This is a genomic window from Caballeronia cordobensis, from assembly GCF_001544575.2.
GTDB classification, from domain to species: Bacteria; Pseudomonadota; Gammaproteobacteria; order Burkholderiales; family Burkholderiaceae; genus Caballeronia; species Caballeronia cordobensis.
In genome coordinates, this window is sequence record NZ_FCNY02000022.1 from 43,141 (window position 1) to 63,342 (window position 20,202).

General features: G+C 65.1%; 19 protein-coding genes and 2 tRNA genes. 12 read left to right on the forward strand and 9 right to left on the reverse strand.

Going from position 1 to position 20,202, the window contains the following annotated elements:
- The first annotated feature begins 93 nt into the window (after positions 1-93).
- From AWB70_RS30845 to AWB70_RS30855, 3 genes are read left to right on the forward strand one after another with little or no spacing between them, the layout of a single operon-like run.
- Positions 94-837, forward strand: a complete 744-nt coding sequence (locus AWB70_RS30845) for a (Fe-S)-binding protein (RefSeq protein ID WP_014191986.1) — start codon at positions 94-96, stop codon at positions 835-837.
- Positions 834-2,225 (forward strand): lactate utilization protein B, encoded by a 1,392-nt coding sequence (locus AWB70_RS30850; protein ID WP_045450883.1) that lies wholly within the window; start codon positions 834-836, stop codon positions 2,223-2,225. Before AWB70_RS30845 ends, AWB70_RS30850 begins: the two co-directional genes overlap by 4 nt.
- Positions 2,222-2,803 (forward strand): LutC/YkgG family protein, encoded by a 582-nt coding sequence (locus AWB70_RS30855; protein WP_053568581.1) that lies wholly within the window; start codon positions 2,222-2,224, stop codon positions 2,801-2,803. The genes AWB70_RS30850 and AWB70_RS30855 overlap by 4 nt, the downstream gene beginning before the upstream one ends.
- A gap of 62 nt (positions 2,804-2,865) precedes the next feature.
- Here the strand turns inward: AWB70_RS30855 and AWB70_RS30860 are convergent.
- The 3 genes from AWB70_RS30860 to fdxA form a co-directional block, all read right to left on the reverse strand.
- A tRNA-Asn gene (locus tag AWB70_RS30860) sits at positions 2,866-2,941 on the reverse strand.
- Between the two features lie 79 nt (positions 2,942-3,020).
- Positions 3,021-3,096, reverse strand: a tRNA-Asn gene (locus tag AWB70_RS30865).
- A 130-nt stretch (positions 3,097-3,226) separates the two neighbouring features.
- On the reverse strand, positions 3,227-3,550 hold the full coding sequence (gene fdxA, locus AWB70_RS30870; RefSeq protein ID WP_014191983.1) for a ferredoxin FdxA: 324 nt from the start codon (positions 3,548-3,550) through the stop codon (positions 3,227-3,229).
- Between the two features lie 267 nt (positions 3,551-3,817).
- Here fdxA and pncB point away from each other — a divergent pair, with 267 nt between their 5' ends.
- The 5 genes from pncB (at position 3,818) to AWB70_RS30895 (ending at position 9,664) form a co-directional block, all read left to right on the forward strand.
- Entirely contained in the window at positions 3,818-5,008 is a 1,191-nt protein-coding gene (gene pncB / locus AWB70_RS30875; RefSeq protein ID WP_014191982.1) for a nicotinate phosphoribosyltransferase, read from the forward strand.
- A gap of 134 nt (positions 5,009-5,142) precedes the next feature.
- The gene (locus AWB70_RS30880) at positions 5,143-5,814 is read left to right on the forward strand and encodes a LutC/YkgG family protein (protein ID WP_053568580.1); all 672 of its coding nucleotides are present in this window, start codon (positions 5,143-5,145) and stop codon (positions 5,812-5,814) included.
- Between the two features lie 5 nt (positions 5,815-5,819).
- Positions 5,820-7,223 carry a sodium:proton antiporter gene (locus tag AWB70_RS30885; protein ID WP_053568611.1) on the forward strand — a complete coding sequence of 468 codons (1,404 nt, stop codon included), beginning with the start codon at positions 5,820-5,822 and terminating at the stop codon, positions 7,221-7,223.
- Between the two features lie 9 nt (positions 7,224-7,232).
- A complete protein-coding gene (locus tag AWB70_RS30890) occupies positions 7,233-8,213 on the forward strand; it encodes a 2-hydroxyacid dehydrogenase (protein WP_045450881.1) in 981 nt (326 codons plus the stop codon).
- Positions 8,210-9,664: a DNA recombination protein RmuC gene (locus AWB70_RS30895; protein ID WP_053568579.1), complete on the forward strand. Its 1,455-nt coding sequence runs from the start codon at positions 8,210-8,212 to the stop codon at positions 9,662-9,664. The genes AWB70_RS30890 and AWB70_RS30895 overlap by 4 nt, the downstream gene beginning before the upstream one ends.
- 1 nt (position 9,665) lies before the next feature.
- Here AWB70_RS30895 and AWB70_RS30900 read toward each other — a convergent pair whose 3' ends face one another.
- From AWB70_RS30900 to AWB70_RS30925, 6 genes are all read right to left on the reverse strand, one after another.
- Entirely contained in the window at positions 9,666-10,085 is a 420-nt protein-coding gene (locus AWB70_RS30900) for a GNAT family N-acetyltransferase (RefSeq protein ID WP_053568610.1), read from the reverse strand.
- Between the two features lie 68 nt (positions 10,086-10,153).
- Positions 10,154-10,429, reverse strand: a complete 276-nt coding sequence (locus AWB70_RS30905) for a hypothetical protein (RefSeq protein WP_008342276.1) — start codon at positions 10,427-10,429, stop codon at positions 10,154-10,156.
- A 52-nt stretch (positions 10,430-10,481) separates the two neighbouring features.
- On the reverse strand, positions 10,482-11,786 hold the full coding sequence (gene moeA, locus AWB70_RS30910) for a molybdopterin molybdotransferase MoeA (protein WP_053568578.1): 1,305 nt from the start codon (positions 11,784-11,786) through the stop codon (positions 10,482-10,484).
- A 135-nt stretch (positions 11,787-11,921) separates the two neighbouring features.
- Positions 11,922-12,476, reverse strand: a complete 555-nt coding sequence (gene mobA / locus AWB70_RS30915; protein ID WP_231927739.1) for a molybdenum cofactor guanylyltransferase MobA — start codon at positions 12,474-12,476, stop codon at positions 11,922-11,924.
- An 82-nt stretch (positions 12,477-12,558) separates the two neighbouring features.
- Positions 12,559-13,665, reverse strand: coding sequence for a GTP 3',8-cyclase MoaA (moaA, locus tag AWB70_RS30920; RefSeq protein WP_014191974.1), 1,107 nt, complete (start codon positions 13,663-13,665; stop codon positions 12,559-12,561).
- 237 nt (positions 13,666-13,902) lie between these two features.
- On the reverse strand, positions 13,903-17,226 hold the full coding sequence (locus AWB70_RS30925; protein ID WP_053568577.1) for an Rne/Rng family ribonuclease: 3,324 nt from the start codon (positions 17,224-17,226) through the stop codon (positions 13,903-13,905).
- A gap of 384 nt (positions 17,227-17,610) precedes the next feature.
- Between AWB70_RS30925 and AWB70_RS38535 the strand changes: the two genes are divergently transcribed.
- The 4 genes from AWB70_RS38535 to AWB70_RS30940 are packed head-to-tail and all read left to right on the forward strand — an operon-like array spanning position 17,611 to position 20,175.
- The gene (locus AWB70_RS38535; RefSeq protein WP_053568576.1) at positions 17,611-18,144 is read left to right on the forward strand and encodes a hypothetical protein; all 534 of its coding nucleotides are present in this window, start codon (positions 17,611-17,613) and stop codon (positions 18,142-18,144) included.
- A complete protein-coding gene (gene rluC / locus AWB70_RS30930) occupies positions 18,137-19,135 on the forward strand; it encodes a 23S rRNA pseudouridine(955/2504/2580) synthase RluC (RefSeq protein ID WP_041730549.1) in 999 nt (332 codons plus the stop codon). Before AWB70_RS38535 ends, rluC begins: the two co-directional genes overlap by 8 nt.
- Positions 19,136-19,795 carry an HAD-IA family hydrolase gene (locus AWB70_RS30935; protein ID WP_014191971.1) on the forward strand — a complete coding sequence of 220 codons (660 nt, stop codon included), beginning with the start codon at positions 19,136-19,138 and terminating at the stop codon, positions 19,793-19,795.
- A complete protein-coding gene (locus tag AWB70_RS30940) occupies positions 19,792-20,175 on the forward strand; it encodes a Rieske (2Fe-2S) protein (protein WP_053568575.1) in 384 nt (127 codons plus the stop codon). The genes AWB70_RS30935 and AWB70_RS30940 overlap by 4 nt, the downstream gene beginning before the upstream one ends.
- Positions 20,176-20,202: the final 27 nt, after the last annotated feature.

Consider the following 20,202-nt stretch of genomic DNA (forward strand, 5'->3'; position numbering starts at 1 on the left):
TACATGGGATTGCCCCGAGTTTGACACGAAAGGCGCATCTCTTTAAAGTCTTGGTCAGACCAAGCTTACCAAATTCCCCACGTTTGGAGCGCCATGAAAGTCGCTTTGTTCGTCCCCTGTTTCATCGACGCGTTTTATCCTCAGGTCGGCATCGCCACGCTGGAGCTGCTGGAGCGGCTCGGGCTCGATGTCGACTATCCGCAGGACCAGACTTGCTGCGGCCAGCCGATGGCCAATAGCGGCGCGCACAAGCAGGCTGCGGGCGCGGAGCGCGTGTTCGCCCGCAATTTCGCCGACTACGATTACGTCGTCGGGCCGTCGGCGAGTTGCGTGCATCACGTGCGCGAGCATTTCACCGCGATCGAGCAGACGAGCGCGGTGCAGAAGGTGCGCCGCAATACTTACGAGCTGGTCGAGTTCCTGCACGACGTGCTGAAGGTGCGCGAGTTTCCGTGGGCCGAGTTTCCGCATCGCGTCGGGCTGCACAACAGTTGCAGCGCGGTGCGGCATCTGCGTGAGACATCGAACTCGGAAGTGGCGGCGACGCCGTTTTCGAAGCCGCGCGCGCTGCTCGAAGGCGTGAAGGGCATCGAGTTCGTTTCGCCCGCGCGCCCCGACGAATGCTGCGGCTTCGGCGGCACGTTCTCCGTGACGGAAGAGGCCGTCTCCGTGCGCATGGGGCAGGACAAAGTGCGCGATCACGTCGGCGCGGGTGCGCAGTACATCGTGTCGGGCGACATGTCGTGTCTCATGCATCAGCAAGGCTGTGCCGAGCGCATGAAGCTCGACGCGAGGTTCATTCATATCGCGCAGGTTCTGAACGGAGCCCGAGGATGAGCAAAACCGTCCGTATCGATCACGCGAAAGCGGCGGGCGCGTTCCTGCAAAAACCCGATCACGTCGCGTTCCACGACAAGCGTCTGTGGGACTTGCGCACGAAGCGCGATGCGCAGGCGCACGGCATCCCCGAATGGGAGACGATGCGCGAGCTCGCGTCGGGCATCAAGGAACACACGCTGTCCAATCTCGCGGACTACATCGCGCAATTCGTCGATGAGGCCGAGAAGAACGGCGTCGTCGTGCATTTCGCGGCGAATGCGCAAGAGCACAACGCGCTCGTCTACGAGCTGATGAGCGCGCGCGGCATGACCTCGCTCGTGAAGAGCAAGTCGATGCTCACCGACGAGTGCTACATGCGCGACTATCTGGAGCCGCGCGGCATCACCGTGATGGAAACCGATCTCGGCGAGCGCATTCAGCAGCTCGATCATCAGGACCCGAGTCACATGGTCGTGCCGGCGGTGCACAAGCTGCGCGCGGACGTGGCGGAACTGTTCGGCAAGACCATCGGCACCGATCCGAAGAACAGCGACATCCACTATCTCGCCGAAAGCCAGCGCATGAACACGCGGCCGTATTTCGTGCGCGAAAAGACGGCCGGGATGACCGGCTGCAACTTCGCGGTGGCGGAAACGGGCACGGTCGTCGTCTGCACGAACGAGGGCAACGCGGATTTGTCGGCGAACGTGCCGCCGCTGCATATTGCGTCGATCGGCATCGAGAAGATCATTCCGACGATCGCCGATCTCGGCGTGTTCGTGCGCATGCTGTCGAGAAGCGCGCTCGGCTCGCCGATCACGCAATACACATCGCACTTTCGCAAGCCGCGGCCGGGCACGGAGATGCATTACATCCTCGTCGATAACGGCCGTTCCGAGCGCCTCGCGATGGACGACTTCTGGTTCTCGCTCAAATGCATCCGCTGCGGCGCGTGCATGAACACGTGCCCGGTGTATCGGCGAAGCGGCGGCCTGTCGTACGGCGGCACGTATTCGGGGCCGATCGGCGCGATCATCAACCCGACCTACGATCTGAAGCGCTACAGCGCGCTGCCGTTCGCCTCGACGATGAACGGCAGCTGCACCAACGTGTGTCCGGTGAAGGTGAACATCCACGAGCAGATCTACAAGTGGCGGGCGGTCATCGCCGAGAAGCACGAAGTGCCGTTCGTGAAGCAGGAAGTCCTGAAGATGGCGGGGCGGCTGCTCGCGAGCCCGACGCTTTATCGCGCGACGGTCGCATCGCTCGGCGGCGCGTTGAAGCGCCTGCCCAACTTCGTGCTCTATAACCCGCTCAACATCTGGGGACGTCAGCGCGATCTGCCCGAAGCGCCTGTCGAGACGTTTCACGAGTGGTATCGCAAAAACCGGAAGGACGCCCGATGACGACCCGCGAAGCTTTTCTCTCGAAGATCCGTGCTGCGCAACCGGCGTCGCGGCCGCGTCCCGATGTGCCTATTTTTCCGTCACCCCGCGGCGAACCGAAGACGCGTTTCACGACCGCGCTCACCGCGATGGGCGGCACGTGCGTCGATGCAGCTTCGCTAGGCGATGTGCAGGCGATGATCGCCGCGCGCTTTCCGGACGCGAAGGTGATCGCGTCGGCGGTGGCGGGCGTCGAAGGGAATCGTGAGTTGTCGGCGGAGACGATTCCCGCGTCGCTGGAAGATGTCGACGTGGGCGTCGTGAGAGGGCGCTTCGGCGTCGCGGAAACCGGCTCGGTGTGGTTCAGCGAAGACGAGTACGTCGTGAATTCGATCGGCTATCTGGCGCAGCACCTCGTCGTGCTGCTCGATCCGGCATCGCTCGTCGATGGCTTGCAGCAGGTGTACCGGCGGCCCGATTTCAAATCGGCGCGCTATGCGGTGCTCGTGACGGGACCTTCGGCGACGGCGGATATCGAAGGCGTGCTGATTCGCGGCGCGCAGGGCGTGCGGTCGCTGACCGTCGTGTGGCTCGCCTAAGGAATCCAGCGTGCAAAAGCAAAAAGCCCAGTCGCGTGACTGGGCTTTTTGAGTGAAGCTCTTGGCTCCCCGACCTGGGCTCGAACCAGGGACCTACGGATTAACAGTCCGGCGCTCTACCGACTGAGCTATCGGGGAACAACTGAAACAGGTGCAACTGAGATAAAAAACCCAGCCTATTGACTGGGTTTTTTTGAAACCGACTTGCTGGAGTTTTTGGCTCCCCGACCTGGGCTCGAACCAGGGACCTACGGATTAACAGTCCGGCGCTCTACCGACTGAGCTATCGGGGAACATCTACAGCAGAGAAGCGAAAGTATAGGGTGCTGTTGCTAACGTGTCAACGCCCAATCTTCATTCGATACGCAATTTAGCAATCGAACGAGGCCGGTTGCGCGCACCGATGCGCGAGCCATGCCCGAATCAACGTTCGAGCAGGTTCAGCTTCTCTTTGACGTCCTTGAACTCGTCCGCCTCGGGAAGCGATCCCTTGGTTTTCGTGATGCTCGGCCAGTTGCGCGCGAGATCGGCGTTCAGTTCGGTGAAGTGCTGCTGGTCCGAGGGCACGTCCTCTTCGGCGTAGATCGCGTTCACCGGGCATTCGGCGACGCACACGGCGCAGTCGATGCACTCGTCGGGATCGATCGCGAGAAAGTTGGGACCTTCGCGGAAGCAATCCACCGGGCACACGTCCACGCAATCGGTGTACTTGCACTTGATGCAGCTTTCGGTCACAACGTGAGTCATTCAGGCTCCTGCATGCGGAATTCGTGGGGGTGGCGCCCTGAACGGCTGCATAGGCCGAAGGTGCGCTTGCCAAAACGCATATTGTAGCGTAACGGTAAAAGCGGGCGCGACCGGCGCGACGCGCCTTTTATATCGATTCGTGATGTATGTATGCGCGGCTTCGAGAAAGGGCGGTGCATGGTCATGCGCCGGCGGACATTCGGGTAACATGGCCCTAAAGGCATGAAGGCCCGCGCGGCCTCTTTGGTGGATGTTCCAGTCAGAACCATGATCATCAATTCGCTGCTCGATACCGACCTCTACAAGTTCACGATGATGCAGGTCGTCCTGCATCATTTCCCCGCGGCGCACGTCGAATACAAGTTCCGCTGCCGCACGCCGAACGTGGATCTCGTCCCGTACATCGACGAAATTCGCGACGAGGTGCGGCAACTGTGCAATCTGCGCTTCAAGGAAGAAGAGCTGGATTACCTGCGGCGCATGCGCTTCATCAAGAGCGATTTCATCGACTTCCTCGCGCTCTTTCATCTGAACGAGAAGTCGGTGCGCATCTCGCCGTCGCCAAAGAAAAATGGCGAGATCGATATCGAAATCGAAGGGCCGTGGCTGCATACGATTCTCTTCGAGATTCCGGTGCTCGCGATCGTCAACGAGGTGTATTTCCGCAACACGCAGCGCAAGCCCGAGTACGAAACCGGCCGCGAGCGCCTGCGCGACAAGATCAAGCTGCTCGCCACGCCGCCCGAATATTCCGACTGCAAGATCGCCGATTACGGCACGCGCCGCCGCTTTTCCGGGCAGTGGCACGAGGAAGTGGTGCTCACGCTGAAGGACAAGCTCGGCGCGCAGTTCGCGGGCACGAGCAACGTGTTCTATGCGATGAAGCACGGCTTGCGGCCGCTCGGCACGATGGCGCACGAGTATCTGCAGGCGTGCCAGGCGCTGGGTCCGCGCCTGCGCGACTCGCAGATCTTCGGCTTCGAGATGTGGGCGAAGGAATATCGCGGCGACCTCGGTATCGCGCTGTCGGACGTCTACGGCATGAAGGCGTTCCTGCGCGACTTCGACATGTATTTCTGCAAGCTCTTCGACGGCGCGCGCCACGATTCCGGCGATCCCTTCGACTGGGGCGAGCGCCTCATCCGGCATTACGAGGAAAACCGCTGCGATCCGCGCACCAAGGTGCTCGTGTTCTCCGACGCGCTCGATATTCCCAAGGTGCTGCAGTTGTACGAGCGTTTTCGCGGACGCTGCCAGCTTGCGTTCGGCGTCGGCACGAATCTCACCAACGACCTTGGCTATCAGCCGCTGCAGATCGTCATGAAGATGGTTCGCTGCAACGGTCAGCCGGTCGCGAAGCTCTCGGATTCTCCCGGCAAGAACATGTGCGACGACAAGGCTTATCTCGCCTATCTGCGCCAGGTTTTCGGCATCGAGCAGCCGGCGGGCGACGACTGATTCTCGCGCGTTCGTGCATGCGGCCTATGCCGTTCGGCCGAGGTTCTTGCGCGAACATCGCTCGCTATAATTCGGACGCGTCGATCGATCCGGCGCGCACGATCCCAGAGCACGCAACCACGAGGACGGCACCCATGGACACATCGGCTGCGCGCCGCAATATTCTCGCGCGCATTCGCAGCGCGCAGGGCCGCCGTGGCTCGCCGACGGACGCCGAATACAGCGCCGCGCGCGAATACGTCGAGCGGCATCCGGCGGGCCCGCGTCCGCCGCTGCCCGGAACGCCCGACGAACTCGTCGCGCGGTTCACGCTCGAAGCCGAACGTCTCGCCACGACCGTCGCCGAAGTGCAATCGCTCGCGGAAGCGCCTGCCGAAGCCGCGCGCTATCTCCAGTCGCTGAATCTTTCCGCCGATGTCGTCGCGTGGCCCGCGCTCGCCGAACTTCCGTGGGCCGAGGTCGGCATTCGGGCCGCGTTTCGCAAGCCTGCCGACGCCGATCTCGTCGGCATCACCGGCTGCTTTTGCGCGACGGCTGAAACCGGCTCGCTCGTGCTGCTGTCCGGGCCGGACACGCCCGCATCCGGCGCGCTGCTGCCGCAGACGCATATCGCGATCGTGCCGGCCTCGCGCATCGTCGCGGCGCACGAAGACGCGTTCGCGCTGATGCGCGCCGAGCGGGGCGAACTGCCGCGCGCCGTGAACTTCGTCTCCGGACCGTCGCGCACCGGCGATATCGAACAGACCATCGTGCTCGGCGCGCATGGGCCGTATCGCGTGCACGTGATCGTCGTGCGCGGGGCGTGAGTTCGATGCGGCGTTTCCTTGCAGGCGTCGTGGCGTGCACCGCGGCGTCCGGCGCTTCGGCGGCGACGTTCGACGGCGCTTCGTTGTCCGCCGCGTGGGGCATTCCGTTTATCGGCGTTCTGCTGTCCATCGCCGTGTTTCCGCTCGTCGCGCCGAAGCTGTGGCACCACCACTTCGGCAAGATCGCGGCGGCATGGACCATCGCGTTTCTCGCGCCGTTCGCGCTCGCGTTCGGTGCCGGAACGGCGGCCGGCGTGCTGATCCACGCGCTGCTCGAAGAGTATGTGCCGTTCATCATTCTGCTCGCCGCGCTCTATACGGTGGCGGGCGGCATTTGCGTGCGCGGCAATCTGCACGGCTCGGCGCATCTCAATACCGGACTGCTTGCGCTCGGCGCGGCGCTCGCGAGCATCATGGGCACGACGGGCGCGGCCATGTTGCTGATCAGGCCGCTCTTGCGCGCGAACGACAACCGCAAGCACGCTGTGCATGTCGTCGTGTTCTTTATCTTTCTCGTCGCGAACGCGGGCGGCTCGCTCACGCCGCTCGGCGATCCGCCGCTCTTTCTCGGCTTTCTGAACGGCGTCGGCTTCTTCTGGACGACGCTGCATCTTGCGCTGCCGATGCTCTTCGTCTGCGTCGCGCTGCTCGCCATCTTCTACGCGCTCGACCGCCATTACTGGCGCACGCACGACGCGAAGCACCCGTTCCTCGATCCGACGCCCGACACCCCGCCGCTCGGCATCGACGGCAAGATCAACTTCGCGCTGCTCGCGGCGATCGTCGCGCTCGTGCTGATGAGCGGCATCTGGAAGCCCGGCGTCGAATTCGACGTGCTCGGCACGCACGTGCAATTGCAGAACCTCGTGCGCGACGGGCTGCTGGCCTGCGTGCTGCTGGCCTCGCTCGCGCTCACGCCGAAAAGCGCGCGCGCGGGCAACGCGTTCGACTGGGCGCCGATCGAGGAAGTCGCCAAGCTCTTCGCGGCCATCTTTATCACTATCGCGCCGGTCATCGCGATCCTGCGCGCGGGCGAGGCGGGCGCATTCGCGGGCATCGTGCACGCGGTGTCGGACGCGCAGGGCAAGCCGATCGACATCGCCTACTTCTGGGCGACGGGTCTGCTGTCTTCCTTTCTCGACAACGCGCCGACCTATCTCGTTTTCTTCAATCTCGCGGGCGGCGACGCGCGCACGCTCATGACCACCGACGCCACCACGCTCGCCGCCATCTCCGCGGGCGCGGTCTTCATGGGCGCGAACACGTATATCGGCAATGCGCCGAATTTTATGGTGAAGGCGATCGCCGAATCGCGCGGCGTGCGCATGCCGAGTTTCTTCGGCTATATGGCATGGTCGGGCGCGATCCTTCTGCCGCTTTTCGCCGTTCTGGGCTGGCTATTTTTCTAGGAGCAATCGATGAAGAAAGTCCTTGTCGCGCGTCCCACTTTTCCCGATGTGATCGAGCGCCTGAAACAGTATTTCGAAGTCGATGCGAATCCCGGCGACGTGCTCCCGCAAGACGAATTCGCGCGCCGTCTCGCCGATAAGGACGGCGCCTTCACCGCGGGCGAATGGGTCGGCGAGAAGGAACTGACGGGCGCGCCGAATCTGAAAGTCGTCGCGAACATGGCGGTCGGCTACAACAACTTCGACATGCACGCGTTCGACGCGCACGGCGTGCTCGGCACCAACACGCCGAACGTGCTCAACGAAACCACCGCCGACTTCGGCTGGGCGCTGATGATGGCGGCGGCGCGCCGCGTCACCGAGTCCGAGCACTTTCTGCGCGCGGGCAAGTGGCAGAAGTGGTCGTTCGACTCGTTCCTCGGCGCGGACGTGCACGGCTCGACGCTCGGCGTGATCGGCATGGGACGTATCGGCCAGGCGCTCGCGCGGCGGGCGGCTGGCTTCAACATGCGCGTGATGTATCACAACCGTTCGCGCGTCGCGCCCGAGATCGAGGCGGAGCTGAACGCCGAATATGCGTCGAAGGAAGATCTTCTCAGGCGCGCGGATCACGTCGTGCTCGTCGTGCCTTACTCGAAGGAGAGCCATCACACGATCGGCGCGGCCGAGCTCGCGCTGATGAAGCCGACCGCGACGCTCACCAATATCGCGCGCGGCGGCATCGTCGATGACGCGGCGCTCATCGTTGCCTTGCGCGAGAAGCGCATCGCGGCGGCGGGCATCGACGTGTTCGAAGGCGAGCCGAACCTCAACCGCGATTTCCTCGCGCTCGACAACGTGGTGCTGACGCCGCACATCGCGAGCGCGACCGAGGGCACGCGCCGGGCGATGGCCAATCTCGCCGCCGACAATCTCATCGCCGCGCTGGGTGAAGGCCCGCGCGCCGGCAATCCCCCGAACCCGATCAATCCGGACGTACTGAAGAAATGACGCAAATGTTGGTTGGCGCGCTCGCCGTGCTGGCGATCGCGCTGGTGGCCGCGCTCATCGCGCTCGTCATGTCGATGCGGCGCAACTCGAACGCATTCATCCTCGACGAATTCGAAGCGCTCACCGATCGCGTGAACGACATGGGCGAGGCGCACGCGCGCGCGCAGGAGCGGCTCGAACGCGGCTTGCGCGGCGATATCGCGGAGAGCGCGCGCGTGTCGCGCATGGAATCGCAAGGCGGTTTCGCGCAGTTTCATCAGACGCTGTCCACGCAGCTCGCGAATACGTCGAGCGTGCAGAACGCGCAGTTCGACGCGCTCGCGCAACAACTCGCGCAGCAGAGCCAGCAGGCGCGCGAGGATCAGGGCAATGCGCTGAAGCGCTTCGCCGATTCGATGTCGCTGCATCTCGCGCAGTTGTCCGAAGCGAACGAGCGGCGGCTCGGCGAAGTGCGCGCGACGCTCGAAGCGCGTCTGAAAGACATCGAGGCGAACAACGCGACGAAGCTCGAAGAGATGCGCAGAACCGTCGATGAAAAGCTGCACGCGACGCTCGAACAGCGGCTCGGCGAATCGTTCAAGCTGGTGTCGGACCGGCTGGAGCAGGTGCATCGCGGGCTCGGCGAAATGCAGACGCTCGCGGCAGGCGTCGGCGATCTGAAGAAGGTGCTCACCAACGTCAAGACGCGCGGCATCTGGGGCGAAGTGCAGCTCGAATCGCTGCTCGAACAACTGCTCACGCCGGATCAGTACGCGAAGAACGTGGCGACGGTGCCGAACCGGGGCGAACGCGTCGAATTCGCGATCAAGCTGCCCGGCCGGCACGATGCGCCAGGCGCGCCGGGCGATGCGGCCACGCCCGTGTGGCTGCCTATCGACGCGAAATTTCCGCGCGAGGACTACGAGCGTCTGATCGATGCGCAGGAGCGCGCGGACCCGGTCGCGGTCGAGGACGCGTCGCGCGCGCTCGAAGGGCGGCTGCGCGCGGAGGCGAAGTCGATCGCGCAGAAGTACGTCGCGCCGCCTCACACAACGGATTTCGCGCTGCTCTTTCTGCCGACGGAAGGGCTCTACGCCGAAGTGCTGCGCCGTCCGGGCCTGAGCGATGCGCTCCAGCGCGAGTATCGCGTGAGCGTCGCCGGGCCGACGACCCTGACCGCGATTCTCAACAGCCTGCAAATGGGTTTTCGCACGCTTGCCATCGAAAAGCGTTCAAGCGAGGTGTGGCAGGTGCTGGGCGCGGTGAAGACCGAGTTCGGCAAGTTCGGCGAAGTGCTCGCGAAGACGAAGTCGCAGCTCGAAACCGTCGCACGCTCGATCGACGCGGCGCAGACGCGCACGCGGCAGATGGGCAAGCGCCTGCGGGATGTCGAGGCGCTGCCGGGAGAACAGGCCGCGGGGCTTTTGGGACATGCGCCCGGCGAGACGTCGCCCGACGACGACGAAATCTGAGTTACCGGGCGAGGCGTTCGAGCGGTTCGCCCGTCACGCGCACGATGCGCCAGTCGGGCAACACGGTCGCGCCCATCTTTTCGTAGAAGTCGATCGCGTTCTGATTCCAGTCGAGCACCGACCACTCGAAGCGGCCGCACTGGCGCTCGACCGCGAGCGCTGCGAGCTGCTTCAGCATCAGCGTGCCGAGGCCGCTGCCGCGCATCGACGGACGCACGTACAGGTCTTCGAGATAGAGGCCGCGCTTGCCGAGGAAGGTCGAGAAGTTCTGGAAGAAGAGCGCGTAGCTCACGATTTCGCCTTCCTGCTCCGCGACGAGCGCTTCAGCGGCGGGGCGCCCGCCGAAGAGCGCCTCATGTACGCCCGCTTCGGTCGCGATGAACAGATGCGTGAGCTTTTCGAACTCCGCGAGCTCGAACATCAGGCCGAAGATCGCGGGGACGTCGGCGGGCGTGGCCGCGCGAATCGTTGCACCGCGGTTCGCGGCGCTCACGCTTCCTCCGGCGCGTCGGACAGCACGATCTCGATGCCGCCGAAACGCGACGCCACCCAGTTATAGGCGTGGCACGCGATCCACAGCAGGATGAAACCGAGAATCGCGTTCAGCAGCAGCGCGCTCGTCACGGTGCTCACTTCCACCGAGCCATAGCGCACGAACGCGACCACCACGCCGAGCAGCACGATCGGCACGCTGAAAGTCAGATACACGAGGATCAGCGCCTTGGCGGTCTGTCCCGGTGCGATGAATGAAATCTGCTTTTTCATGGAAGAAAGCCCCGTCTATCGGTGTAGGAATGTATGGTCTGGCGGCGTTCGATCAGATCAAGCCGTCGAACGGCACGATCTCGACTTCGTCGCCGGCGTCGATGTCGCCGCGCGCGTGCTCCAGCACGATGAAGCAATTCGCTTCGCTCATCGAACTGAGCACGCCGGAACCTTGCGGACCCGTGGTGACGACGCGCCAGCGGCCGTCGTCGCCGTCACGTGTGGCGATGCCGCGCTGGAACTCGGTGCGGCCCGCGCGCTTTTTCATCGGCTCGACGCTGTTCGCGCGGATCGCCGTGAGCGGCTGGCGCGTCGCGCCGGACATCGCCAGAAGCGCCTCGCGCACGATGAAGTAGAACGTGGCCATCACGGCGACCGGATTGCCCGGCAAACCGAAGAACAGCGCCGATTCGCCCGTTCCCGCGCGCTCGCCCGACCACAGGCGGCCGAATGCGAGCGGCCGTCCGGGGCGCATCGCGATTTTCCAGAAGGCGACGTCGCCGAGCGAATTCATGAGCTCGCGCGTGAAGTCCGCATCGCCGACCGAGACGCCGCCCGAACTGATGACGACGTCCGCGCGTTCCGTTGCCTCGCGCAGCGCTTTTTCGAGCGACGCGCGGTCGTCGCGGACGATGCCGAGATCGACGGTTTCGACGTTCAGCCGCTTCAGCATCGCGAAGAGCGTGTAGCGATTGCTGTCGTAAAGGCTGCCCGGGCTCAGCGGTTCGCCGACCGAGCGCAATTCGTCGCCCGTCGAAAAAAACGCGACGGTGAGGCGCTTGTGCACGGCCACTTCGCCGATGCCGAGCGACGCGAGCAAGCCGAGATCCGACGCGCGCACGATGCGGCCCGCGATCAGCGCGGGTTTGCCTTGCGCGAGATCTTCGCCCGACAGGCGGCGGTTCTGGCCGGCGCGAATCGCCGCGGTGGAAAAGCGGATCGCGTCGCCCTCGCGGGTGACGAGTTCCTGCGGCACGACCGTGTCGCAGCCGGGCGGAATCAGCGCGCCCGTCATGATGCGCACGCACTGGCCCGCGTGCAGGGCGGCATCGAACGGCTTGCCGGCGAGCGCCGTGCCCGCGACAGCCAGATCCAGCGTCGCGCCGCCCGCGAGCTCCGCGCCGGCGAAGGCGTAGCCGTCCATGGCGGAATTATCGAAGGCAGGTACGTCGATGGGTGAGATCACGTCTTCGGCGAGCACGCGGCCAAGCGCGTCGACCAAACCCACGCGCTCGCCCTGCGCGTTCCGCGTGCGCGGCACGGCCCATTGACGCACGATGTCCTGCGCGGCGGTAACGGGCAGCGCGTTCGGATCGTAATGGGCGACGCAGGCGGAGAATTCCTTAGACGTGGTCATGAATCGGCGTGGATCGCGGCCGGTGCCCGGCGAAGAAGCAGCCACGAGGCCGCGCGGTGGTTGAGCGTCCGGACGCCGGATGCCGTTACGGCGGATCGAGCGAACAGGCGGGTTGCAACGGTCGGATTACAGCAATCAATGGCGTTCGAGCTCGGCGAGTTGCTGTAAATCATTGATATTGTAAAACGGGCGTTCATCGTGAAATCGCACTTCGGCCGCCGTGTGGCGCGCGTACCACGCGCGGACTTTGCGCTCGCCGGCGTCGAGCCAGGCGTCGAGATCGTCCGCGAGAGCGGTGCGTAAAAGCGCGAAAACCGGATGCGCGCTGACCTCGCCGGAGGCATCGACCGTTGCGGCGTAGGCAATGTCGGCGCGCTTTGCGTCGAGCGCGTGCATCAATGCGGCGCCGAGGTGTTCGTCGACGAAAGGCGCGTCGCACGGCGCGATCAGCAGGAATTCGGTGGTCGCGGCATGCAGCGCGGCGGCGATGCCGGCGAGCGGGCCGGGAAAGTCCGCACGCGTGTCGGCGATGACACGCGCGCCGAACGCAGCGCCCAGGCGCGCGTAATCGTCGAGGGAACGATTCGCGCTGATCAGCACCGCGGCTGCCTGAGGCGCGACGCGCCGCAGCACGTGCAGCGCGAGCGGCTCGCCGTGCAAAAGCTGCATGCCCTTGTCGACGCCGCCCATGCGCGAGCCGCGTCCGCCCGCGAGCACGAGCGCGGTGACATTCGAGGATGAATGGACGTTCAGCACGAGCAGGCAGCCCGGCTCAGCCGCCGATGTACGACATTTCGACGCGAGGCGAATCCTCGCGCGATGGCGCCGATGCGCTCCCGCGCAGTTGCGAATAGCGGTCGCCGCGTGCCTGCCAGATGCGCGCGATGGCGGTCGCGACTTCGTCGTCGCTCGCGCCGCTGCGGATCAGGCCGCGCAGATCGTGGCCGGATACCGCGAAGAGACACAGATACAGCTTGCCTTCCGTCGAAAGCCGCGCGCGCGTGCAATCGCCGCAGAAGGCGCGCGTCACGCTGGAAATCACGCCGATTTCGCCGCTGCCGTCGCGATAGCCCCAGCGTTGCGCCGTTTCGGCGGCGGTGTGCGCTTCGAGCGGGTCGAGCGGAAAATGCGCGCCGATGCGCTCGACGACCTGCGCCGACGGCAGCACTTCGCTCATGTTCCAGCCGTTCGACGCCCCGACATCCATATATTCGATGAAACGCAGGACCGCGCCGCTGCCTTTGAAATGGCGCGCCATCGGCACGATTTCCTGGTCGTTCGTGCCGCGCTTCACGACCATATTGATCTTGATCGGATCGAGCCCGGCGGCTTGCGCCGTTTCGATGCCGTCCAGCACGTCCGCGACGGCGAAATCGGCGTCGTTCATGCGGCGAAAGAGCGCGTCGTCGAGCGCGTCGAGGCTGACCGTGACGCGCGAGAGGCCCGCGTCTCTCAGAGAACGCGCCTTGCGCGCGAGCAGCGAGCCGTTCGTCGTGAGCGTGAGGTCGAGCGGGCGGCCTTCGGGCGTGCGCAAAAGCGCGAGCCGTTCGATCAGGAATTCGATGTTCTTGCGCAGAAGCGGCTCGCCGCCCGTGAGACGGATTTTTTCAACGCCATGCGCGACGAACACGCGCGCGAGCCGTTCGATTTCCTCGAACGAGAGCAGGGCGGCGTGCGGGAGAAACTGGTAGTCCTTGTCGAACACTTCGCGCGGCATGCAGTAGACGCAGCGGAAGTTGCAGCGATCCGTGACGGAGATGCGCAGGTCGCGCAGCGGGCGCGCGAGCGTGTCCGTGAGCAGCCCGGACGGCGACGTCGCGGTGCCGGCAAAGTCCGGTATCGAGCTGACATCGGCCAGGGGAATGATGCGTCGGGACATGATGACTCGGGGCTCGCCTCGGCCGCGATGGCCTTGTTCGATGGATGATTGATTCATCCCATTTTAGCGGAACCGCGCCGTCAAGACAGTAGGCCCCCTAGTGACACGGCGTCCCGGTTTTCCCGCAGTGTCAGGCGGTTTTGCCCGTGCAATGAAAAACGCCATCGATCCGAAAATCGATGGCGTTGACGGACTGCCGCCGGATCGCGCAGGCGACCCGGCTCACGCGGCTCGCGCTCAGTGGATGCTCTTGCCGGTTTCCACTTGTTGCATCGGCGTGGTGTCGGCCGGCGGAAGCGGCTTGCGCTCGCGCGGCACGCGCACCGGCGCCGGCTCGCGCGCGGCGGCCGCATTCGCTTCGCGCAGCTTGCCTTCGTCCGTGTTGACCCAGACGAGGCCTGCGTGCTCCAGCATCGGCTGAAGCGCGGCGACAGCGATCGGCGTCGACGTCGCGGGCGCGGCGGGCGCAGCCACCTTCACCGGCTCCGAAACCACGGCGACCGGTTCGCTGGCCGCGACGCTCGCTTGCGTTTCCACTTCCGCTTCCGTGCGCTCGACCGGCTTCACCGGCTCGACCGCGGTCGCTTCGGGCGTCGGCGCGACCGCTGCGGTTTTCACCGGCTCGGCAGGCTCGGCGGGTTCCGTCACGGCGACGGGTGCCGGCGCTTGCGCTTGCACGACAGGCTCAGCCGGCGCTTCGACGGCGGCAGGCTTCGGCTCTTCCGTCTTGACGGCGGGCACGAACGGGTCTGCCATCTGCGGCTCGGCGGTCTTCGGCGACGGGCCGAACGGATTCTCGACCTCGGGCGCCGGGGCGGGCTTCGCGAAGAGATCGAACGTCGTCGGCTCGGGCGTTTGCGCCTTCAGTTCGAATGGCTCGGCTTCGGCGGCACGCGCAACCGGCGCTTCTTCGGCGGCGGCGGGCGCTTCTGCTTGCGGCTTCGCTTCGACCGGCTCGGCGACGGGTTGAGCAACCGGCTGAGCAACGGGTTGAGCAGCAGCTTCGACGACAGGCTGCTCGGCCTCTTGCGGGACGGCAGGGCGCGTCTCGCGGCGGGCCGCCGCTTCCTGCGCGGCTTCGGCGTCGAACACGCCGGCTTGCGCGGACACGCTTTCCGCTGCGCCTTCCGATTCCGCGACGTCGGCTGCGTGATTCACGGTCATGCCGTCCTCATCGCGATCGCGACGGCCGCCACGACGGCCACGGCGACGGCGACGGCGCTCTTCGCCATCGCGCGCGGCCGCTTGATCGGCGGATGCGGCGTCGAAGCCGGTCTGTTGCGCGTCGACGTCGACTTGCACCGTTTCGACGATCTCCGACGCCACGGTTTCGCTCTGGGTCAGCGCCTCGACGGCGGCTTCCGGTTGCGGCTTGCGGCGCTCGCCGCGTTCCGGACGGTCGGCGCGCTCGCCTCGATCCGGACGCTCGCGGCGTTCCTGACGCTCGCCCGCCTCCGGACGCGCGGCGCGTTCCGCGTTGCGATCGCGCGGCTCACGTGCCTCGCGCGGTTCACGCGCTTCACGCGGCTCGCGTGCCTCACGCGGTTCCCGGGTTTCACGCGGCTCGCGCGCTTCACGCGGTTCGCGGACCTCGCGCAGTTCACGGCCTTCCCGGCCGCCGCGCGCCTCGCGGTCTTCCCGACGCGCGCCCTGACGGCCCGCGCCATTGCCAGCCGGCGTCGCGCCAGCCGCTGCGCCTTCGCGCGGAGCGCTGCCGCTGCGACGGTTACGGTTGCGATCGCCGCCGCCCGTGCGCTCGCCGCGCTCACGCTGCGGGCGCGCGGCCGGTTGCGCTTCGGCGGGAGCCGGCGCGGGTTGCGCCGCCGGCTGAATGCCGAACAGATTCTTGATCCAGGCGATGAAACCGCCGCTCGCCGCCACCGGCGCCACAGCGGGCGCGGCCTCGACAGGCGCGGGTTTGACCGGTGCGCTCGGTGCGGGCTTTTCGGGCGTGATGCCCTTCACGGCCGCTTCCTGCTTCGGCTTCACTTCTTCGGTGCGCTTGCTGTAGCCGGTTTCCGATTCCAGCTCGCTCGCCGCTTCCACGGCCATCTTCCACGAAGCGCGCGGATCGTCCAGACGCGCATCGTCGTGACGCAGACGTTCCAGCTTGTAGTGCGGCGTTTCGAGATGCTTGTTCGGGATCAGAACGACGTTGACCTTGAAGCGCGACTCGATCTTGTTGATTTCCGAGCGCTTTTCGTTCAGCAGGAAGGCGGTCACTTCGACCGGCACCTGGCAGTGGATCGCCGCGGTGTTTTCCTTCATCGCTTCTTCCTGAATGATCCGCAGCACTTGCAGCGCGGACGATTCGGTATCGCGGATATGACCCGTGCCGTTGCAGCGCGGGCACGTCACGTGGCTGCCTTCCGAGAGCGCCGGACGCAGCCGCTGGCGCGACAGTTCCATCAGGCCGAAGCGCGAAATCTTGCCCATTTGTACGCGGGCACGATCGTGCTTGAGCGCGTCTTTCAGGCGCTGCTCGACTTCGCGCTGGCTCTTGGCCGATTCCATGTCGATGAAATCGATCACGATCAGGCCGCCGAGATCGCGCAGACGAAGCTGGCGCGCGACTTCGTCGGCGGCTTCGAGATTCGTGCGCGTCGCGGTTTCCTCGATGTCCGCGCCCTTGGTCGCGCGCGCCGAGTTCACGTCGATGGCGACGAGCGCCTCGGTGTGATCGATCACGATCGCGCCGCCCGAGGGCAGCGGCACCGTGCGCGAGTACGCCGTTTCGATCTGGTGCTCGATCTGGAAGCGCGAGAAGAGCGGCACGTCGTCGTGATAGCGCTTCACCTTCGAGAGGTTGTCGGGCATCACGATATCCATGAAGGCGCGCGCCTGATCATGGATTTCGGTCGTGTCGATGAGGATTTCGCCGATATCCGGCTGGAAGTAGTCGCGAATCGCGCGGATGACGAGGCTCGATTCGAGATAAATCAGCATCGGCTGGCCGGCGACGCCGCTCTGCGACGCGGCTTCGATCGCGCGCCACAGTTGCATCAGGTAGTTCAGGTCCCACTGGAGCTCTTCCGCCGAACGGCCGATGCCCGCCGTGCGCGCGATGATGCTCATGCCTTCCGGCAGTTCGAGCTGCGCCATGGTTTCGCGCAGTTCTTGCCGCTCGTCGCCCTCGATCCGGCGCGACACGCCGCCGCCGCGCGGGTTGTTCGGCATCAGCACGAGGTAACGGCCGGCCAGCGAGATGAACGTGGTCAGCGCCGCGCCCTTGTTGCCGCGCTCTTCCTTCTCGACCTGAACGATGAGTTCCTGGCCTTCGCGCAGCGCATCTTGAATGCGCGCGGAACGCATCTCGACGCCGTCGCGGAAATACTGGCGTGCGACTTCCTTGAACGGCAGGAAGCCGTGGCGATCTTCGCCGTAGTTGACGAAGCAGGCCTCGAGCGACGGCTCGATGCGGGTGACGACTCCCTTGTAGATGTTGCCTTTGCGCTGTTCGCGCCCGGCAGTTTCGATATCGATGTCGATGAGCTTCTGCCCATCGACGATGGCGACGCGCAATTCTTCTTGCTGCGTCGCGTTAAACAGCATGCGTTTCATGAAACGGCTCCAGAGCAGCTTTCGCTTCCCCTCGTCATGCGAATCGGCGTCGGTGATCGCGCATCGCGATCACGCGCTCGAAGCGGGAAGGTGGGCGTGCCACGCTTTTTTGTGTGTTGTCACAAAGCACGCTGGAGCGGGACTTCTGGCGGGAGAATTGCCGAAAGCAGGCGCGCGGCGAACGAGCCGGCCGCGCCGTGGGGCACATGCGAACAATCGAAAAGACGCCGACGCGATTGTCTGGCGCGACGGAGGATGAACGGCGGCGCCGCGGCGTCGCGCGTCTCAAATTTGACGCGCTAGACGCAAGGGCGCTCTTGCAACAGAGCCTGATTCCTCCCGACGGCAGCAGCAAAGCGGGGTCGGAAGCGCGCAGGCCGCGACATGCTCGCGGTGCTGCGCTACCGACCCTCAGCCTTGCGGCTCGACCGCGCCGGCTCGACCGCGGGCTTCTCAGCCGCCAGCGGTTCAACCGTGTCTCGTCTCGTTGCGACGCTTTGTTTCGTATCGCGCTTCGCAGCAATCAGCGCAGCAGCGATTCACGTCGTCGATGGTTCGCAATCCGGCGAGCCGCGACTTGCCTTTTTCTCCCGCGCGATGGCAGGGCAGATTGGGGCGGGCGTCCGGCTGGTTCGCCGGGCGCCGTCGCTTCTCGCCGAAAAAATTCTTTTTGACCAAAAATCCGTTACCGGCGGCGATCGACTCGACCGAACGCGCCTGTGGGCTCCGTCCTTGCCGGTGATATCGCCGTGCGTGCAACTTGTCGCTCTTCGATTTCAGGGTGAGCAACCGACCTTGGGCGCAAGTAAAATAATGGTTTATCGCTTGCACCTTTACAGTCTGACCAATCACGGCCGCCGCTTGATCGTAAGCTGCGACTTTTTCAGGCTGCTCGCAAATTATATTCAGAATGAATGAGTTAGGCAAAACATCCCATAAACAGGTCGCAAGCGAACAGGTATCGATGATCGAAGTCGACGAGACCGCCGCCGGTCAGCGAATCGATAATTTTCTGTTGCGCGTCTGCAAAGGCGTCCCGAAAAGCCATATTTACCGGATTCTGCGCAGCGGCGAAGTGCGCGTGAACAAAGGCCGCATCGACGCCGCGTATCGGCTTGCGCTGGGCGATCTCGTGCGCGTGCCGCCCATCCGCACCGCGCAGGCGGACGAAGCGCCGGTGTCGTCGAACGCGCCCGCCGCCGAATTCCCGATCCTCTTCGAGGACGACCATCTGATCGTCATCGACAAACCGTCCGGCGTTGCGGTGCACGGCGGCAGCGGCGTCGCATTCGGCGTGATCGAGCAGCTTCGCAATGCGCGGCCGCACGCGAAATTCCTCGAATTGGTGCATCGGCTGGATCGCGAGACGTCGGGCGTGCTGATGCTCGCGAAAAAGCGTTCCGCGCTCGTCCATCTGCACGAGCAGATCCGCGAAAATCGCGTCGACAAGCGGTATTACGCGGTCGGACACGGCGATTGGCAGAGCGATTGGGGCCGCCGGCGCGCCGTGAAAGCGCCGCTGCACAAGTACGTGGCGGCGGACGGCGAGCGGCGCGTGCGCATTCAGGAAAACGGGCTGCCGTCGCATACGGTCTTTAATCTGATCGAGCGCTGGCGCGACTATGTGTGGGTCGAGGCGGAACTGAAGACGGGCCGCACGCATCAGATTCGCGTGCATATGGCGAGCATCGGCCTGCCGATCGCGGGCGACGCCAAATACGGCGATTTCGCGTTGAACAAGGAGCTCGCGCGGCCGAGCGCGAAACCGTCGCTCAAGCGCATGTTCTTGCACGCTTACCGGCTGAAAATCACGCATCCGGCGACGGGCGAGCCGTTGCAACTGGAAGCGCCGCTGCCGGCGGAGTGCCGGCGCTTCATCGAGCAACTCAAAAACCAAGAGACATCGTAAATGGCGCGGCAGCAATTCGATTTGATCGTTTTCGACTGGGACGGCACGCTGATGGATTCGACCGTCCACATCACGCGCAGCATTCAGGCCGCGTGCCGCGACCTCGGGCTGCCGGTGCCGGCGGATGAATCCGCGAGCTACGTGATCGGCCTCGGCCTGAAGGACGCACTGCAGATCTGCGCGCCGACGCTCGATCCGTCCGAGTATCCGCGGCTGGCCGAGCGTTATCGCTTCCATTTTCTGACCACCGGCCAGAAAACCGAGCTTTTCCACGGCGTGCGCGAACTGCTTCAGGAACTGCGCGATCTCGGCTATTTTCTCGCGGTTGCGACCGGCAAGAGCCGCGTGGGGCTGAATCGCGCGCTCGACGAATCGCGGCTCACGAGCCTTTTCGACAGCACGCGCTGCGCCGACGAAACCTTCTCGAAGCCGCATCCGGCGATGCTCCAGGAACTCACCCGCGAGCTTGGTCAGGATCTCGCGCGCACGGTGATGATCGGTGACACCACGCACGACCTGCAAATGGCGATCAACGCCGGCGCGGCGGGCATCGGCGTCGGATACGGCGCGCATCCGGCGGATTCGCTCGCGGCGCTCGGGCCGCAGTTCTGCGCGGACAGCGTCGCTTCCCTCGCCGGCTGGCTGCGGGAGCACGCATGAGCGAAGCGGCCAATGCGGTGCGCGTGTGCGCATCGGACGAACTCGTCGACGGCGGCGCGGGCGTACGTCTCCCGGCGACGGAGGCGAGCGGCGAGGCCGTCGTGTTTTTCGTGCGCTACGACGGCAAGCCGTACGGCTATCTGAACCGCTGCGCGCACGTGCCGATGGAGCTCGACTGGAACGAGGGCCAGTTCTTCGAAAGCTCGGGCCTATACTTGATGTGCGCCACGCACGGGGCGATCTACGAGCCCGACAGCGGCAAATGCGTCGGCGGCCCATGCCGCGGCGCGCGGCTTCGGGCCGTGTCGGTCGAAGAGCGCGACACGCCGGAAGGGCGCGCGGTCTTCTGGCTGCCCGACGACGCGCTGCGCCCCGCCTGATTCCCTTCTCCTCACACCGACCAACGC

Bases quoted from the DNA above. Each gene is read 5' to 3' on its own strand.
- AWB70_RS30855 (WP_053568581.1), top strand. From the start codon at position 2,222: ATGACGACCCGCGAAGCTTTTCTCTCGAAGATCCGTGCTGCGCAACCG.
- rluC (WP_041730549.1), top strand. From the start codon at position 18,137: ATGAATGAGTTAGGCAAAACATCCCATAAACAGGTCGCAAGCGAACAG.
- AWB70_RS30895 (WP_053568579.1), top strand. From the start codon at position 8,210: ATGACGCAAATGTTGGTTGGCGCGCTCGCCGTGCTGGCGATCGCGCTG.
- AWB70_RS30845 (WP_014191986.1), top strand. From the start codon at position 94: ATGAAAGTCGCTTTGTTCGTCCCCTGTTTCATCGACGCGTTTTATCCT.
- AWB70_RS30900 (WP_053568610.1), bottom strand. From the start codon at position 10,085: ATGTTCGAGCTCGCGGAGTTCGAAAAGCTCACGCATCTGTTCATCGCG.
- AWB70_RS30905 (WP_008342276.1), bottom strand. From the start codon at position 10,429: ATGAAAAAGCAGATTTCATTCATCGCACCGGGACAGACCGCCAAGGCG.
- AWB70_RS30885 (WP_053568611.1), top strand. From the start codon at position 5,820: ATGCGGCGTTTCCTTGCAGGCGTCGTGGCGTGCACCGCGGCGTCCGGC.
- moeA (WP_053568578.1), bottom strand. From the start codon at position 11,786: ATGACCACGTCTAAGGAATTCTCCGCCTGCGTCGCCCATTACGATCCG.
- AWB70_RS30890 (WP_045450881.1), top strand. From the start codon at position 7,233: ATGAAGAAAGTCCTTGTCGCGCGTCCCACTTTTCCCGATGTGATCGAG.
- AWB70_RS30925 (WP_053568577.1), bottom strand. From the start codon at position 17,226: ATGAAACGCATGCTGTTTAACGCGACGCAGCAAGAAGAATTGCGCGTC.
- AWB70_RS30880 (WP_053568580.1), top strand. From the start codon at position 5,143: ATGGACACATCGGCTGCGCGCCGCAATATTCTCGCGCGCATTCGCAGC.
- fdxA (WP_014191983.1), bottom strand. From the start codon at position 3,550: ATGACTCACGTTGTGACCGAAAGCTGCATCAAGTGCAAGTACACCGAT.
- pncB (WP_014191982.1), top strand. From the start codon at position 3,818: ATGATCATCAATTCGCTGCTCGATACCGACCTCTACAAGTTCACGATG.
- mobA (WP_231927739.1), bottom strand. From the start codon at position 12,476: ATGGGCGGCGTCGACAAGGGCATGCAGCTTTTGCACGGCGAGCCGCTC.
- AWB70_RS30935 (WP_014191971.1), top strand. From the start codon at position 19,136: ATGGCGCGGCAGCAATTCGATTTGATCGTTTTCGACTGGGACGGCACG.
- AWB70_RS38535 (WP_053568576.1), top strand. From the start codon at position 17,611: ATGCTCGCGGTGCTGCGCTACCGACCCTCAGCCTTGCGGCTCGACCGC.
- moaA (WP_014191974.1), bottom strand. From the start codon at position 13,665: ATGTCCCGACGCATCATTCCCCTGGCCGATGTCAGCTCGATACCGGAC.
- AWB70_RS30850 (WP_045450883.1), top strand. From the start codon at position 834: ATGAGCAAAACCGTCCGTATCGATCACGCGAAAGCGGCGGGCGCGTTC.
- AWB70_RS30940 (WP_053568575.1), top strand. From the start codon at position 19,792: ATGAGCGAAGCGGCCAATGCGGTGCGCGTGTGCGCATCGGACGAACTC.